Origin of the sequence: Cellvibrio sp. OA-2007, assembly GCF_000953825.1 — a bacterium.
In the GTDB taxonomy this organism is placed as follows: domain Bacteria; phylum Pseudomonadota; class Gammaproteobacteria; order Pseudomonadales; family Cellvibrionaceae; genus Cellvibrio.
Window position 1 is genome coordinate 213857 of record NZ_BBUL01000092.1, and the last position, 16429, is coordinate 230285.

The 16429-nt window shown below is 46.1% G+C and carries 13 protein-coding genes and 1 pseudogene; 6 read left to right on the forward strand and 8 right to left on the reverse strand.

Translation table 11 applies throughout. The features are described 5' to 3' along the window. Positions 1–11: 11 nt before the first annotated feature. Complete coding sequence (locus tag AWU77_RS13635; RefSeq protein ID WP_062064365.1) at positions 12–887, reverse strand: alpha/beta hydrolase; 876 nt, start codon at positions 885–887, stop codon at positions 12–14. A 241-nt stretch (positions 888–1128) separates the two neighbouring features. Here AWU77_RS13635 and AWU77_RS13640 point away from each other — a divergent pair, with 241 nt between their 5' ends. Continuing rightward, positions 1129–1779, forward strand: a complete 651-nt coding sequence (locus tag AWU77_RS13640; RefSeq protein WP_062064367.1) for a methyltransferase — start codon at positions 1129–1131, stop codon at positions 1777–1779. Between the two features lie 13 nt (positions 1780–1792). On the opposite strand, the gene AWU77_RS13645 is transcribed toward AWU77_RS13640, so the two are convergent. From AWU77_RS13645 to AWU77_RS13655, 3 genes are read right to left on the reverse strand one after another with little or no spacing between them, the layout of a single operon-like run. Beyond that, positions 1793–3292: a SpoVR family protein gene (locus AWU77_RS13645; protein ID WP_062064369.1), complete on the reverse strand. Its 1500-nt coding sequence runs from the start codon at positions 3290–3292 to the stop codon at positions 1793–1795. Further along, positions 3289–4563, reverse strand: a complete 1275-nt coding sequence (locus tag AWU77_RS13650) for a YeaH/YhbH family protein (protein ID WP_062064372.1) — start codon at positions 4561–4563, stop codon at positions 3289–3291. The genes AWU77_RS13645 and AWU77_RS13650 overlap by 4 nt, the downstream gene beginning before the upstream one ends. A 52-nt stretch (positions 4564–4615) precedes the next feature. Further along, the gene (locus AWU77_RS13655; RefSeq protein WP_062064374.1) at positions 4616–6538 is read right to left on the reverse strand and encodes a PrkA family serine protein kinase; all 1923 of its coding nucleotides are present in this window, start codon (positions 6536–6538) and stop codon (positions 4616–4618) included. Positions 6539–6830: 292 nt separating this feature from the next. Here AWU77_RS13655 and aat point away from each other — a divergent pair, with 292 nt between their 5' ends. From aat to infA, 3 genes are all read left to right on the forward strand, one after another. Next, positions 6831–7544, forward strand: coding sequence for a leucyl/phenylalanyl-tRNA--protein transferase (aat, locus tag AWU77_RS13660; RefSeq protein WP_062064376.1), 714 nt, complete (start codon positions 6831–6833; stop codon positions 7542–7544). A gap of 21 nt (positions 7545–7565) precedes the next feature. After that, positions 7566–8273 carry an arginyltransferase gene (locus AWU77_RS13665; protein ID WP_062064378.1) on the forward strand — a complete coding sequence of 236 codons (708 nt, stop codon included), beginning with the start codon at positions 7566–7568 and terminating at the stop codon, positions 8271–8273. A gap of 189 nt (positions 8274–8462) precedes the next feature. Continuing rightward, complete coding sequence (infA, locus tag AWU77_RS13670; RefSeq protein WP_062064380.1) at positions 8463–8681, forward strand: translation initiation factor IF-1; 219 nt, start codon at positions 8463–8465, stop codon at positions 8679–8681. A gap of 93 nt (positions 8682–8774) precedes the next feature. Here the strand turns inward: infA and clpA are convergent, their stop codons facing one another. Together clpA and clpS are read right to left on the reverse strand one after the other, a co-directional pair. Continuing rightward, positions 8775–11072, reverse strand: a complete 2298-nt coding sequence (gene clpA / locus AWU77_RS13675; protein ID WP_062064390.1) for an ATP-dependent Clp protease ATP-binding subunit ClpA — start codon at positions 11070–11072, stop codon at positions 8775–8777. A gap of 106 nt (positions 11073–11178) precedes the next feature. Beyond that, complete coding sequence (clpS, locus tag AWU77_RS13680; protein WP_062064392.1) at positions 11179–11550, reverse strand: ATP-dependent Clp protease adapter ClpS; 372 nt, start codon at positions 11548–11550, stop codon at positions 11179–11181. A gap of 305 nt (positions 11551–11855) precedes the next feature. On the opposite strand from clpS, the gene cspD reads away from it, so the two are divergent. After that, positions 11856–12110: a cold shock domain-containing protein CspD gene (gene cspD, locus AWU77_RS13685; protein WP_062064395.1), complete on the forward strand. Its 255-nt coding sequence runs from the start codon at positions 11856–11858 to the stop codon at positions 12108–12110. 81 nt (positions 12111–12191) lie between these two features. Here the strand turns inward: cspD and AWU77_RS13690 are convergent, their stop codons facing one another. Then, positions 12192–14417: an NADP-dependent isocitrate dehydrogenase gene (locus AWU77_RS13690; RefSeq protein WP_062064397.1), complete on the reverse strand. Its 2226-nt coding sequence runs from the start codon at positions 14415–14417 to the stop codon at positions 12192–12194. A gap of 228 nt (positions 14418–14645) precedes the next feature. Here AWU77_RS13690 and AWU77_RS13695 point away from each other — a divergent pair. Then, positions 14646–15230: pseudogene (locus tag AWU77_RS13695) on the forward strand (pseudouridine synthase); the annotation flags it as partial. Positions 15231–15502: 272 nt separating this feature from the next. Here AWU77_RS13695 and AWU77_RS13700 read toward each other — a convergent pair. Beyond that, positions 15503–16429: HD-GYP domain-containing protein (locus AWU77_RS13700; RefSeq protein WP_062064402.1), on the reverse strand; the 927-nt coding region annotated here is incomplete at its 5' end.

Here is a 16429-nt window from a genome sequence, read left to right on the forward strand (position 1 = left end):
TTACAATCGAGCTAGTTCTTAAGAGGAATAGCCGCCATCAAACCACGAGATAACAAACCGGGAAACACGCTGTGGTGGTTTTCTCCTTTTATAATTTCAACCCGCAAATCCAGTCCGGAATAATTACGCGAGCGCAAGATTTTTTCAAAAGCAAATACATCATCAGCCATTTGTTTGTTATTCAAGCTACTATCATTTTGATCAGCATAAATCATTGCATGAGTTTTTAGTGATTTATGATTTTTGGCGTATTGCTTTTCCATCTCAAAAATCACTTTGTTGTCGTACCACAATGAAGGACTGCCAATAATGTAATGGTCAAATATCTCTGGCCTATTGACCAAAATATAGCAACCTAACAAGCCACTAAATGAATGACCAACGAAAATTTTATTATTCGCATCGACACGATAAGAATTTTTCAATAACGGAATAACCTGATCAGCAAGAAAAGCAGTGTACTCTTTCGCATGACCTGAGGCTTTACGTGCTGCTGATGAATGACCATTAGACTCATCAGGGGAATAGGTTGGAGTATAATCCCGCGTACGACTGATGGTGCGATCATCACCCTTTGAATAAGAAACACCTACAACAATAGCCTCTTTCACCACATTCCCACCCATTAGCGCCATAGCACCATTGGTAATCGGAAAGCCCCAACTAGTGTCATTAACGATAATAAGTGGGTAAGCCGCTTTAGTGTCCGCATAAGACTTCGGCAGCTGAATATAAAGCTCATATTCATTATTGTTGCTATTCGCATGAATACTTTTTGTTTCATAGGCAGGATAACCAAAAGGCGGTATTTCGCTGGCATAAACACTAGTTACAAAACTATTAGCTCCTATAATGCACGACAACAAATACATTTTCTTGAATGACATTTAACTTCCTTAGCTATTGGTGATAGCAGCAACTCGGCCAATTTCGAAAAAACTGCGCACCTTTTATTTTCAATATTTAAAGAATACGAGAGTTCACAGACCCTATTAATATCAGATAGTTCAACTGCATAAAATTATACAATGTTATTCATCTCTAACAGCGTACAATAGCCGCACACACGCAGCAGCGCAGTCTTGACGAATACGAGCTTCGTATCACCCCATCACCTAAAGGCCTTTTATGGCAACGCTACGTGTTCGCTACCAAACCATTGAGTTTGGCACTACTGATATTCACGTGCGCAGTCTGCGCGACAATCAAGAATTTTCTGATGACAAAGGCGAAGCAGAGGCTTTAGGTATTTCGTCTGCTTCGTGGCCGCTGTTTGGTATTGTGTGGCCATCGGGAGAGGTGCTTGCGCAATTGATGGTGGATTATGCAGTGGGCGAAAAACGCATTTTAGAAGTGGGTTGCGGCATAGCATTGGCCAGTTTGGTATTGAACCATCGCCAAGCGAATATTACTGCGACAGATTATCACCCGGAAGTGGAAGGTTTTTTAATTGAAAACGCCACACTTAATCGAGACAAAATCATCCCGTTTATTCGCACCGGCTGGAATGACCCACTCAGTGGATTGGGTTTGTTCGATATTATTATCGGCAGTGATTTATTGTATGAAAGCGAACATGTGGGATTACTATCGGAATTTATCAACCAACATGCCGCGCCGCAGTGCGATATTATTTTGGTCGATCCAGGCCGTGGACATCACGCTAAATTTAGTAAAAAAATGATTGCGCTTGGTTATAGCCACAGCCAACAAAAACCTGATATTGCCATAAAAACCAGCAAAATATTTACCGGCCAGATTCTCACTTACAGCCGCTAACATAAGCAAAGAATTAGGCCAATTTTTCTTGGGTGCAGTGAAAACTATTTTTTATCTCACCGCCATCCACCGAGTGTAAGTGCACATCAAAACCCCAAAGGCGATGCAGATGTTTTAACACTTCCGGTGTTGAATCGCCCAACGGGCGGCGGTTGTGCATAAAGTGATGCAGAGTTAACGATCTGTCACCGCGCACTTCAACGTTGTACACCTGAATATTCGGTTCGCGATTACCCAAGTTATACTGGCCCGCCAAAGTCTCTCGCAGCCGTTTAAAGCCGGTTTCATTGTGAATAGCATCGACATTAATTTTATCTTGCTGATCGTCATCAACAATGCTGAACAATTTTAAATCGCGCATAACTTTAGGTGATAAAAACTGCAGAATAAAACTTTCATCTTTAAAGTTTTTCATTGCAAATTGTAGGGTCTCCTTCCAATCTGAACCGGCAATTTCCGGAAACCAGTGGCGGTCTTCCGCTGTTGGGTTTTCACACATCCGACGAATATCAGACATCATTGAAAAGCCCAGCGTATAAGGATTAATACCGCTGAAATAAGGGCTATCGTAAGCCGGCTGCGCCACTACACTGGTGTGCGACTGCAAAAACTCCAGCATAAAACCATCGTTTACATAGCCACGTGCATGTAATTCATTTAACAAGGTGTAATGCCAAAAAGTCGCCCAGCCTTCGTTCATTACTTGGGTTTGACGCTGCGGATAAAAATACTGGGCAATTTTACGCACAATACGAATCACTTCGCGCTGCCAAGACTCTAACAAGGGCGCGTTCTTTTCCAAAAAATACAAAATATTTTCTTGCGGTTCAGAGGGGAAATGGGGCGCATTATCTTGCGGCCCACTTGATGCTGACTTAGGGATAGTGCGCCACAGATCGTTTACATGTTTTTGCAAATACTCTTCGCGCTCACTTTGACGGCGCTCTTCTTCATGCGCAGAGATTGGATAGGGACGCTTGTAGCGATCCACACCATAATTCATTAACGCATGGCAAGAATCTAAAATATCTTCTACCGCAGCTATGCCGTGTCGCTCTTCACATTTACTGATATAGTTTTTGGCAAAAACCAAATAATCAATAATTGAACTGGCATCAGTCCAGGTGCGGAATAAATAATTGCCTTTAAAAAAAGAATTGTGTCCATAACAAGCATGTGCGATCACCAATGCCTGCATGGTCATGGTATTCTCTTCCATTAAATAGGCAATGCAGGGGTTGGAGTTAATCACAATTTCATAGGCCAAGCCCATTTGCCCGCGCTTATAGGAATGTTCCGTGCTGAGCAATTGTTTACCATAGGACCAATGGCTGTAGCCAATCGGCATACCCACAGATGAATAGGCGTCCATCATCTGCTCTGAACTAATCACTTCAATTTGATTGGGGTAAGTATCCAAACCAAATTCTTTGGCCAACTCGCCGAGAATTTGGTCGCACTCCCGGATCAAATCAAAATTCCATTCGGATGTCACAAACAAGGGCTTATTCATGCAACCTTCTTATGAAAAAGTTCACGAAACACAGGGTAGATATCACCCACTTCGCGGATATGTTGCAGCGCAAAACATTCCGGATACTCATCGCGAATCGATTCGTAAGTAGTCCAGAGCGCTTGATGCTCGTTGTTGGTAATTTCAATATAGGAAAAGTATTGGCAACTAGGCAGCAGATCATCGACCAATATATCGCGGCACACATCGGAGTCTTCACCCCAGTTATCGCCATCAGATGCCTGAGCACCGTAAATATTCCACACTTCCGGTGAGTAGCGGTTCTGAATAATTTCTTGCATCAGTTTTAGCGCACTGGATACAACTGTCCCACCCGTTTCGCGCGAGTGAAAAAATTCATTTTCATCCACTTCTTTAGCGCTGGTGTGATGTCGAATAAATACGATTTCTGTTTTTTCATAATTTCGCTGCAAAAATAAATACAGCAAAATAAAAAATCGTTTGGCGATATCTTTGGTGGCCTGATCCATAGAGCCAGACACATCCATAATACAAAACATCACCGCCTTGGAACGTGGAATCGGCTGCTTGATATGCAGGTTGTATTTAAGGTCAAAGGTGTCTAACCAAGGAATGCGCCCAATCGCTTTTTCCAATTTGGCAATTGCTTCTATCACAGCGTCCAAGCGCGCTTTATTGCGCAGCTCTTCCGGCACTGCATTCAACGCCAGTAACTCTTCTTGCAGCTCGGCCAATTGACGCCGCTTGCCCGACGCCAACGCAATGCGGCGCATATTGGCAGAGCGCAGTGAGCGCACAATGTTAATGCGCCCCGGCTGACCTTCATTGGCGATGCCAGCGCGCACAGTTTTAAATTCTTCCAAGCCAGACAGTTGCCGTTTAATTAGATTGGGCAACTCCAGGCCATCAAACATAAAATCCAAAAACTCTTCCTGCGACAGGGTGAACGAAAAATCATCCATTCCCTCACCGGAATCACTCGCTTTACCCCCACTGCCCTGCCCACCGCCACCTTCCGGCCGCGCGATTTTATCGCCTTCCGAAAAGTGTTTATTGCCAGGCAGCACACGTTCGTTGTAACCGCCTTGGCCATGATAAATAACAGGCTCACTGATATCCCGCGCGGGAATACTGACTTTACCGCCCTTATCAATATCGGTAATTGACCTTTCACTGACCACATCAGAAACGGCCTTTTGGATTTGTTGACGATAGCGCCGCAAAAAGCGTTGGCGATTTACGGCGCTTTTGTTTTTAGCATTGAGACGTCGATCAATAATGTAGCTCATAACCCAACCTTAACATGATGAAGGTAAAACACTTTCAGGTTATCCAGTTAAATTATTGCGACTTTCTTACCCGCAAATACCACTCAGACAATAGCCGCACTTGTTTTTCCGTATAGCCACGCTCCACCATGCGCTGTACAAAATCGTGATGCTTTTTCTTGTCTTGCACAGAGGCTTTGGCATTGAACGAAATAACCGGCAGCAGATCTTCGGTATTGGAGAACATTTTTTTCTCGATCACAATGCGCAGCTTTTCATAGCTGCGCCAATCCGGATTTTTCCCTGCATTGTTTGCTTTGGCACGCAATACAAAATTGACAATTTCGTTGCGGAAATCTTTAGGATTGCTGATGCCTGCCGGTTTTTCGATTTTCTCAAGCTCATCATTAAGTGATGAGCGGTTGAGAATTTCACCGGTTTCAGGGTCGCGATACTCTTGATCCTGAATCCAGAAGTCGGCATAAGTCACATAGCGATCGAAAATATTTTGCCCGTATTCGGCATAGGATTCCAAATAAGCGGTTTGGATTTCCTTGCCGATAAAATCGACATACTTGGGTGAAATGAATTCTTTTAAGGCATTCAAATACTTCTCTTGCACTTCTTTGGGGAATTGCTCCTGCTCGATTTGCTGCTCCAGCACGTACATTAAATGCACCGGGTTAGCCGCAATTTCGGTGGGATCAAAATTAAACACCTTGGATAAAATCTTAAAGGCAAAACGGGTAGACAAGCCATTCATGCCTTCATCGACACCGGCCGCATCGCGGTACTCTTGCAAGGATTTTGCGCGCGGATCTGTATCTTTTAAATTTTCACCATCGTAAACGCGCATTTTAGAAAAGATGTTAGAGTTCTCCGGTTCTTTAATGCGCGACAACACCGAAAACTGTGCCAGCATGCGTAAAGTATCTGGCGCGCAGGGCGCCTTGGAGAGCGACGAGTTTTGCAACAGCTTCTCGTAAATTTTCATCTCCTCAGTCACACGCAAACAATAAGGCACTTTGACTATATAAACACGGTCAATAAAAGCCTCATTATTTTTGTTGTTGCGGAAGTTTTGCCATTCAGATTCATTGGAATGCGCAAGGATAACACCATCGAATGGAATAGCACCCAGCCCTTCTGTACTGTTGAAGTTGCCCTCTTGGGTTGCAGTTAACAGTGGATGCAAAACTTTAATGGGAGCTTTAAACATCTCCACAAATTCCATCAAACCTTGGTTAGCGCGGCACAAGCCGCCGCTAAAACTATAAGCATCGGGGTCATTTTGCGGGAACTCTTCCAACTGGCGAATATCGACCTTCCCGACCAGCGAGGAAATATCCTGATTGTTTTCATCACCCGGCTCGGTTTTAGTAATCGCGATTTGGTTGAGAATTGACGGGTACACTTTAACTACTTTGAACTGGGTAATATCACCGTGAAATTCGTGCAGGCGTTTGGCTGCCCAAGGTGACATGATCGTTTTAATATAACGACGAGGAATGCCGTAATCTTCCTCCAGGATTTTTCCGTCTTCATCGGGATTAAATAAGCCTAAGGGCGATTCAAAAACAGGTGATCCTTTAATGCAATAGATAGGCATTTTTTCCATTAAGGATTTCAACATTTCCGCCAGTGACGATTTACCACCACCCACTGGGCCGAGCAGATACAGAATTTGCTTCTTCTCCTCCAGCCCTTGTGCTGCATGCTTGAAAAATGACACTATCTGCTGGATGCACTCTTCCATGCCATAAAATTCATTAAAGACTTTATAGCGCTTCATAATTTTGTTGGAAAAAATTCGGCTTAGGCGTGCATCTTGCGATGTATCAATCATTTCCGGCTCACCAATCGCCATGAGCATACGCTCAGCGGCGGAGGCATAAACGCTGGGATCTTTTTTACAGAGTTCGAGATACTCCTGAATCGTCAATTCTTCCTGCTGGGTAGTTTCAAAACGCTCGCGGTAATGGCTGAAAATACTCATAATCTACCTCGGGTTAGCGACTAAAGCGGCAAACAACAGACTGGTAAAACAGTAAACGATTTTTACTGCAACAAGCTATAAGAAATTCTCCATCAACTCATACTTCTAAGCATAGCCCTAAAATTCTCAAGCATTAAAGGGAATAACAAATTATTGACTGATTTCTCGCTACACTTTTACACTCAAAAAACGCGCCAAGTAATTCAAGCTTATAGAAGCGACCGTATGAAGCCCGCTATAACAAACTCGATAAATTCTATTTTTATACGTATAAATTATTGATCTGGACTCTATGATTTCAATCCCTTGGTTAAACCCTGACAGCTATGATTTTCCCGATCCAGCCAATGCGCTGGATGACCCAGAAGGGTTATTGGCCGTAGGGGGAGATTTATCGCCAGAGCGAATTCTGGCAGCTTATCATCGCGGAATATTCCCCTGGTTTAATAAAGGCGACCCCATTTTGTGGTGGAGCCCCAGCCCGCGCACCGTGATATTTCCTGATCAACTTCATATTTCCAAAAGCCTGCGCAAAGCCCTGCGCCAAGGTATTTATCGCGTGACCTTTGACCAGTGTTTCAGCGCAGTAATGAGATCTTGCGCTGCGCCGCGCACCTATGCCAACGAAACATGGATCAGTGAAGACATAATTGCCGGTTACTCTGCCCTGCATGAACGCGGTTTTGCGCACTCGGTTGAGGTCTGGCGTGGTGATGAACTGGTGGGCGGACTTTACGGTATAGCACTGGGTAAAATATTTTTTGGTGAATCCATGTTCAGCCGCGCTGACAATGCCTCTAAAGTCGGTTTTGCCCATTTAGTGCGACAACTGCGCGAGTGGGAGTTCCAACTGATCGACTGCCAAGTCGCAAACGATCATTTGTTTAGTTTGGGAGCTGTTGAAATCCCCCGTGAAGAATTCCAGCAAATGCTGATAGACTTTACCGATAGGCCCAGTGCGAATGTGTTGCCTTGGTCAACACTGGCTGTCGCTGCTTGGGAATAACTGGAATTACGCGAGGCAATCATGTCTGACCTCTCCACTCTCAAGCTGTTTGCGACCCAACCTCATCCCTGCAGCTATCTTGATGGTCAGGAGGCAACTACCGTTTTTGTCGATCCAGAAGCCAAAATAGATCCAACACTCTATACCCAGTTGTCGCAATTGGGCTTTCGGCGCAGCGGCGCGCACTTGTATCGCCCACAGTGCCTGCGCTGCCAAGCTTGCGTGTCCTGCCGAATCCCTGTCAATCTGTTTAAACCTAATCGCACCCAACGCCGCTGTTTGCAGCGTAATCGCGACTTATCACTGCATGTTAATCACACTATCAACACTCTCGAACACTACAACCTTTACTCTCGCTATATCGAAAGCCGCCACCAAGATGGCGATATGTACCCCCCATCTGAAGATCAGTACAAGGCATTTCTCACTAGCGAGTGGGGTATCACCCAATTTATTGAATTTCGTCTCGACGGGCGCCTGATTGGAGTATCGGTCTGCGACCAGTTAGGTGATGGACTTTCGGCGGTATACACCTTTTATGATGCCACCGAAGAAAGCCGCAGCCTGGGTAAATTCGCCATACTCGCTCAAATTGAAAAAGCGCGGAGCCTGGGGCTTGATTACTTGTATCTTGGCTATTGGATTAAAGAATGTGAAAAGATGAACTATAAAATCCAGTATCGCCCACTAGAGTTGCTGGTGAACCGTCGCTGGATGCGAGTCAACTGAATAGACCACCCCCAACTTGCGCAGATTTACAGCGAATCAAAGGGATAAATTGCAGCAAACGTCGCTTTTCCTCCCTTTCCCCTTGGCGCCGCTGGTTAATTAAGGCACAATTCACGCCTATTTTTTTACCCCCATCCTACCGCCCCGCGCGCTGGATCAGACTTGTTGAAAACCTGAGGAAACTGCCGCATGGCAAAAGACGATTGCATTGAATTTGATGGCGAAGTGGTTGATACCCTGCCCAACACCACCTTCCGCGTAAAACTGGAGAATGGACATGTGGTGATTGCCCACATTTCCGGCAAGATGCGTAAAAACTACATCCGCATTTTGACAGGCGACAAGGTTAAGGTTGAGATGACTCCCTATGACCTGAGCAAAGGCCGTATCACTTATCGCGCACGTTAATCGCATCAATTAACGTTTTGCATAAAAACAAAAAGCCGCACATGTGCGGCTTTTTGTTTTTCGGGTGATTATTCACCTATTCACATTGAAACCCTAGGCAGGTTGCGCATGCTTGGGTTTGGCCTTTACATCGATAATCAACTTATCTTCTGCCGCATCCACATCCACATCAACAGTACCGCCACCATGAGAAAGTGATCCAAACAGGATTTCCTCAGCTAATGGTTTTTTCAGTTTGTCCTGAATTAAGCGCGCCATCGGGCGAGCCCCCATTTTCACATCGTAACCATGAATAGCGAGCCATTCGCGCGCTTCATCACTAATCTCCAAGGTGACGTGTTTATCATCCAACTGGGTTTGTAACTCCATCAGGAATTTATCAACCACAGTTTTGATGGTGTTGAGTGTCAGCGAAGCAAATTGAACAATTGCATCCAAGCGATTGCGGAACTCAGGCGTGAACATCTTCTTGATTGCTTCCATACCATCGGTGGTGTGATCCTGATGGGTAAAGCCGATAGAGGCACGACTCATCACTTCCGCACCTGCGTTGGTGGTCATAATCAAGATCACATTGCGGAAGTCGGCTTTGCGGCCGTTATTATCCGTCAAGCTACCGTGATCCATTACTTGCAACAGCAAGTTGAATACCTCGGGATGCGCCTTTTCAATTTCATCCAGCAATAGCACACAATGCGGTTGTTTAGTGATGGCATCGGTCAACAAACCACCCTGATCAAAACCTACATAACCCGGTGGTGCACCAATTAAACGGGATACGGTATGACGCTCCATGTATTCGGACATATCAAAACGAATTAACTCCATGCCCATGCAAGACGCAAGCTGGCGACAAACTTCGGTTTTACCAACACCAGTCGGGCCTGCAAACAAGAAAGAGCCAATTGGTTTTTCGGCCGACCCCAAACCAGCGCGCGACAACTTGATCGCAGTGGCAAGGGTATCTATCGCTTCGTCTTGACCAAACACGGTCATTTTCAAATTCTGATCCAGCTTGCGCAATTGCTCTTTATCAGAAGACGAGACACTTTTTGGTGGAATGCGCGCAATTTTGGCGACGACATTTTCTACATCTGTCACACCAATGGTTTTCTTGCGTTTGCTCGGTGTTTGTAACTGTTGATAAGCACCCGCCTCATCAATCACATCAATCGCTTTATCGGGCAAGAAGCGATCATTGATATAGCGTTCGGCCAATTCCGCGGCCGCCCGCAAAGCAGCATCGGTGTAACGCAAATTGTGATGCTTCTCAAAACGACTCTTGAGCCCTTTTAAGATTTGATAAGTCTCTTCCACCGTTGGCTCATTAACATCCACTTTTTGGAAGCGACGAGACAACGCGCGGTCTTTATCAAAAATACCGCGATACTCTTGATAGGTTGTTGAACCCATGCAGCGAATTTCGCCAGATGACAACAATGGCTTTAATAGATTAGATGCATCCATCACACCACCGGACGCTGCACCGGCACCAATGATGGTGTGAATCTCATCGATAAATAGAATGGAATTTTTTTGTTTCTTTAATTCGTTGAGCAAACTTTTGAAGCGTTTTTCAAAGTCACCGCGATATTTGGTGCCCGCTAACAACGCCCCCATATCCAAGGAGTAGACCACACTATCCGCCAAAGTTTCAGGCACATCACCATCCACAATACGTTTAGCAAGCCCCTCTGCAATCGCCGTTTTACCAACGCCTGACTCACCCACCAACAGCGGATTATTTTTACGGCGGCGCGACAAAATTTGACAGACGCGCTCCACTTCAAACTCGCGCCCAACAAGCGGATCAATGCGCCCTTGCATCGCCGCTTCATTCAAGTTTGCGGCAAAATTTTCCAACGGACTTTGTGAAGCGGATTCGCCTGTCGCTGCATCTTCGTCCTGATTTTCCGGCGCAGAGTGATGATCGTGACCGTGATCAGTTTGACCAGACACTTTGTGAATACCGTGGGTGATGTAATTCACCACATCGATTCGCGCAATACTTTGTTGTTTAAGATAATAAACTGCTTGGCTTTCCTGTTCGCTAAAAATAGCAACTAATACATTGGCGCCAGTGACTTCTTGTTTACCGGAAGATTGCACATGGAACACAGCGCGCTGTAATACACGCTGGAATCCCAGTGTTGGCTGAGTCTCGCGCTCGGAATCGTTTTCGGGGATAAGTGGGGTTGTAGAATCGACAAACTCGATCAACTCTTTTCGCAAACTCATTAAATCGGCACCGCAAGCGCGCAATACATTCGCAGCAGAATCATTGTCGATGAGCGCCAACAATAAATGCTCTACCGTCATAAATTCATGGCGCTTGGAACGCGCACCTTTGAAAGCAAGATTTAAAGTTACTTCAAGATCTTTACTTAACATCGCGCTTACCCTCATCTAACCAACAAATTTAAAATCTACTTTTACTGCTCAGCCTTATCTAAACCGTAGCTAACTGAACCAGATCTGAATGCTTTGGCAAAGTCACTCATTCTCCATCGTCAACCGCTTCGATTTCGCACAGCAGCGGATGCTGATTCTCTCTTGCATATTGATTCACTTGCGCCGCTTTTGTTTCAGCTATATCACGAGTATAGATGCCACAAACAGCTTTGCCTTGAACATGTACCGTTAACATGATTTGGGTAGCTTTTTCGCGCGACATGGAAAAAAACACTTCCAGTATTTCCACCACAAAATCCATCGGTGTGTAGTCGTCATTCAACAACATCACCTTGTACATAGGTGGCCGCTTTAGCTTTGGCTTGGACGTTAAAACGGCAAGGCCACCATCTGAGTCATCGGCAAACTTATCGTCGTCTTTAGCTAAGGTTAGTTGAAGGTTTTGGAGATTGCCCATAGAGATTCAATACAAATTAAAAATGATTAGTCGTTCGAAAGTATTGTAACTCATCGGCATAACAAGCCCTAATGGAGTCTAATACGGATAAATGCTTGACTTTGGGTCAATTGTTGGATAAAAAAAGAGCACAGCTGCACACAAATGCGGCACATAGTTCAAATAAAAGCACCAAAACTCAAATAACGACGCTCATTGTTACGAAACTGATATCTCGTCCAACCCCAAGCAAGTGCTGTACTTGGGACAATAATAACGACAGTGATGTTTTTCAAGGGCATCACTTGGGCAGAAGGACTCCAATCATGCCAACAGGCACAGTTAAATGGTTCAATAATGCAAAAGGTTACGGCTTTATCCTTGCGGATGAAGGCGGTGAAGATCTATTTGCACACTATTCCGCCATCACAATGGAGGGCTATAAAACCCTCAAGGCTGGCCAACAGGTAACATTTGATGTTACCAAGGGCGATAAAGGGCTACACGCGGTGAATATCGCTGCCCCCGCCAATGAAGGCAATGTGGATCACAGCAACCGAAAGAGCGCAGTTCCAGCCTAGGTTTGGCGCAAAAAGCCCCCAATAAAAAAGCCCCTCGTATTACTACGAGGGGCTTTTAGTGCTTTCGGTATCGAGGAAGCCTTAGCTCAAGCTAGCCAATACTGCATTAAAGGTGGCACTTGGGCGCAGGGCAGCAGAGGCTTTGGCAACATCCGGGCGATAATAACCACCCAAATCAACCGGCTTGCCTGCTGCAGCTTTCAATTCAGCCACAATGGTGGCTTCGCTGTCAGCCAAGGCTTTTGCAACAGGGGCAAACTCTGCTTGCAACGCAGCGTCTTCTGTTTGCGCAGCGAGCGCTTGGGCCCAGTACAGCGCCAGATAAAAATGGCTGCCACGGTTATCCAACTCACCTGCAGCACGGCCTGGCGATTTGTTCTCGTCGAGGAACTTGCCGTTCGCTTGATCCAGGGTTTTGGCAAACACTTTGGCTTTGGCGTTGTTAGTCACGCTGCCAAAATGATCCAAGGATTCTGCCAGTGCCAAAAACTCACCCAATGAATCCCAACGCAGATGCCCTTCTTCCACAAACTGCTGTACGTGCTTCGGAGCGGAGCCACCAGCGCCCGTCTCAAACAAACCACCACCATTCATCAAAGGAACGATCGACAGCATTTTGGCTGAAGTACCTAATTCCATAATGGGGAATAAGTCAGTGAGGTAGTCGCGCAGTACGTTACCAGTCACAGAGATAGTGTCTTTACCTACACGGATACGATCGAGCGAGTATTGAATCGCCTCTTCTGGAGTCTTGATGTAAATCTCCAGACCAGAAGTGTCGTGATCTTTCAGGTAAGTATTTACCTTGGTGATCAGTTGCGCATCGTGAGCGCGTTTTGGATCCAGCCAAAACACCGCTGGAGTACTGGAAGCGCGTGCGCGATTAACAGCCAGCTTTACCCAATCCTGGATTGGTGCATCTTTAACCTGGCAGGCGCGGAAGATATCGCCTTGCTCGACGGCTTGTTCGATCAGCACTTTACCTGCCGCATCCACCACGCGCACAACGCCATCGGTTGGGATTTGGAAAGTTTTGTCGTGTGAACCGTATTCTTCAGCCGCTTGCGCCATCAAACCAACGTTAGGCACACTGCCCATGGTTTTTGGATCAAATGCGCCGTGCTTTTTGCAGTCGTCGATAACAACCTGGTAAATACCGGCGTAGCAGCGATCTGGAATGCAGGCTTTGGTGTCTTGCAGTTTGCCAGCGGTGTTCCACATTTTGCCTGAGTCACGGATCATCGCAGGCATAGAAGCATCAACAATCACATCGCTTGGCACGTGCAGGTTGGTAATACCCTTGTCAGAGTTCACCATCGCCAATTCAGGGCGATCAGCGTACAACGCTTTGATATCCGCTTCGATTTCAGCTTGTTTGTCTGCCGGCAGGGATTTGATTTTGGCATACAGATCGCCGATACCGTTGTTCAAATCAACTTTCAATTCGCTCAATACAGCGGCGTGTTTTTCCAATACTGGCGCGTAGAACACAGATACAAAGTGACCGAAAATGATCGGGTCAGACACTTTCATCATGGTCGCTTTCAAGTGCACAGACAGCAATACACCTGATTTTTTAGCATCGTCAATTTGCGCAGCAATATAGGTGCGCAGTGCATTTTTACTCAATACTGAGGCATCGATAATTTCGCCAGCCAATACTTTTACGGTTTCTTTTAATACTTTAGTGCTGCCATCTTTGCCAACCAATTCGATTTTCAGGTTGCCGGCATCAGCAATCAGCGCCGATTTTTCGCTGCCGTAGAAATCACCGGCGGTCATGTGTGCCACATGAGATTTAGAGTCAGCAGCCCAAGCACCCATTTTGTGCGGATTCTTGCGCGCGTAATTTTTGACTGACAAGGGTGCGCGACGGTCTGAGTTGCCTTCACGTAAAACCGGGTTTACTGCAGAACCTTTGATTTTGTCGTAACGGGCTTTAGCGTCTTTTTCTGCATCGTTAGCTGGGTTCTCAGGGTAATCAGGCAGACTATAGCCTTGCGACTGCAATTCTTTGATCGCCGCTTTCAATTGTGGAATTGAAGCACTGATGTTTGGCAACTTAATGATATTGGCTTCTGGCGTAGTCGCCAATTTACCCAACTCAGCCAAATGGTCGCCAATACGTTGTGCGTCGGTCAACAGCTCGGGAAATGCCGAAATAATACGTCCGGAGAGGGAGATATCGCGGGTTTCAATGGCTATGCCGGAGGATTTGGTGAAGGACTGAACGATGGGAAGTAGGGAGTAAGTTGCCAGGGCTGGCGCTTCGTCAGTTTGGGTATAAATAATTTTTGAATCTGTCATTTAAAGATGGCTCCATCAATTCATGCGGCTCGGCCTTGTGAGCTCTACCATTAACGATATGAAAATTTAGAAAAAGAGCCCCGCCACAGGGAACTGCCCCTTGCCAGAGCGCGGGCGATTCTACACCTCTACACAGGTTTATGCATGGTTTAGTTGCTATGGCATCCGCATCAATCTCAGCTAGAATCCGCTTTTTCCCTGCATCATCACTTGGCTCTAGCGATATTTATGGCTTCTCTGATTCTTTTTAACAAACCATTTGGCGTACTTTCCCAGTTTACCGATGGCGAAGGTCGCCCGACTTTAAAAGACTATATCAAGGTTCCCCATGTGTACCCTGCCGGGCGTCTGGATCACGATTCAGAGGGCTTATTACTGCTCACCGATGATGGCGACCTACAACATCACATAAGCCATCCAGCACACAAACAACCAAAAACCTATTGGGTACAAGTTGAAGGAGCGCCGAACAGCTACGCCCTAACCAAATTACGCCAGGGTGTTGAGCTGAACGATGGCATGACCCAACCGGCGGAAGTACGCCTGATTCCAACTCCCAAGCTCTGGGAACGCGTACCGCCTATTCGCGAACGCGCCAATATTCCTACGCAATGGATGGAGATAATTATTACTGAGGGGCGCAACCGTCAGGTGCGCCGCATGACTGCCGCTGTTGGTCACCCGACCCTGCGCTTGGTGCGCGTAAAGATTGGCAATTGGACCCTGGAGGGAATAGAACAGGGGAAATACAAAACCGAAACGGTGCAACCACCTAAATCAAATACTGGCAGTGCGCGCAATAAAAACAGCCGTTCACAGCACAAGCCTGCAAGCAAAACGGCAAAGACTAATCCAGCGAAAGCCAACTCGGCCGATAGCAATAAAACTGGCGCTGCGAAAAGCAAAAGCACGCAACCCAATGCGCGGCCGACGACAGCGAACAAACCCAGACCGACAACAAAACCCGCTACCAAAACACTGGTGATTCAAAAATCAAAGCCCAAACGAATCATTAATCCTGACTAATTGTTTTACCTGAAAAAAATAAGGCGCCCTAGAGCGCCTTATCTGTTGATAACAAAAAATCAACCGTATGAAAATGCCAAGCCCTTCTCGCGATATTCACGTATGCGAATGCCATAACTGCCATCACAGAGCGCACGTTTAATCAAAAAGCTCTTATCCAAAGTCTTTTGTTCGATTTCGTTCAAATTGACAATTTGTTCTTTTTCAAGCGGTCGGTTTAAATCTTTTACCACAATGATTTTGGGTAGATGGCGATAGCGGTGATTAGACTCCAACACTATGCCCACCAAGCCATTCACCAATTCGACAATACTGCCCGGTGGATATAAACCAACGCACTTGATAAATTCAAGCGCAAGACGCTCGTCAAAATGAGTGCCGCGATCTTGAAAGATACGCTTAAGCGCATCGGTACTGGGAATTGCGCGGGAGTAGCAGCGATCGCCAGTCATTGCATCGTAGGCATCAACAATACTAACAATTCGCGCAAAATCAGAAATACCAGCCGCCTTTAATTTGCGCGGATAGCCTGTGCCATCAACACGCTCATGATGGCTGTAGGCGACATCGACGGTAGAGTTTGGCACACCGGGCGATGACATTAACAAATTACGCCCGTGCACAGTGTGGGCTTTAATCATGCTAAATTCTTTATCGCTCAACGGATCGGATTTATTCAGCACATTTTGCGGCACACGCATTTTGCCTACATCATGCAACAAACCACATAAACCTAGTTTTTCCAGCTCCGGCTCGCTCATGCCCAAATGGCGGCCAAACGCAATCGCCAGAATACAAACATTCAAACAGTGCTCTGCGGTGTATTCATCCTCGTTGCGCATGCGCGACATCCAGATAAGTGCATCGGCATTGCGCAAAATACTACCGACGCAATCTTTAACTGTCGCCTTTGCCTGCTCAGTGTTCACCCCCCCCCCCAGACGCACATCATCAAGTAGGGTTTTAGTGAGTTTTTTTGCTTCGCG

Coding starts and splice junctions, on each gene's coding strand:
- AWU77_RS13635 (WP_062064365.1), bottom strand. CDS start 887: ATGTCATTCAAGAAAATGTATTTGTTGTCGTGCATTATAGGAGCTAAT.
- AWU77_RS13640 (WP_062064367.1), top strand. CDS start 1,129: ATGGCAACGCTACGTGTTCGCTACCAAACCATTGAGTTTGGCACTACT.
- AWU77_RS13645 (WP_062064369.1), bottom strand. CDS start 3,292: ATGAATAAGCCCTTGTTTGTGACATCCGAATGGAATTTTGATTTGATC.
- AWU77_RS13650 (WP_062064372.1), bottom strand. CDS start 4,563: ATGAGCTACATTATTGATCGACGTCTCAATGCTAAAAACAAAAGCGCC.
- AWU77_RS13655 (WP_062064374.1), bottom strand. CDS start 6,538: ATGAGTATTTTCAGCCATTACCGCGAGCGTTTTGAAACTACCCAGCAG.
- aat (WP_062064376.1), top strand. CDS start 6,831: ATGATTTCAATCCCTTGGTTAAACCCTGACAGCTATGATTTTCCCGAT.
- AWU77_RS13665 (WP_062064378.1), top strand. CDS start 7,566: ATGTCTGACCTCTCCACTCTCAAGCTGTTTGCGACCCAACCTCATCCC.
- infA (WP_062064380.1), top strand. CDS start 8,463: ATGGCAAAAGACGATTGCATTGAATTTGATGGCGAAGTGGTTGATACC.
- clpA (WP_062064390.1), bottom strand. CDS start 11,072: ATGTTAAGTAAAGATCTTGAAGTAACTTTAAATCTTGCTTTCAAAGGT.
- clpS (WP_062064392.1), bottom strand. CDS start 11,550: ATGGGCAATCTCCAAAACCTTCAACTAACCTTAGCTAAAGACGACGAT.
- cspD (WP_062064395.1), top strand. CDS start 11,856: ATGCCAACAGGCACAGTTAAATGGTTCAATAATGCAAAAGGTTACGGC.
- AWU77_RS13690 (WP_062064397.1), bottom strand. CDS start 14,417: ATGACAGATTCAAAAATTATTTATACCCAAACTGACGAAGCGCCAGCC.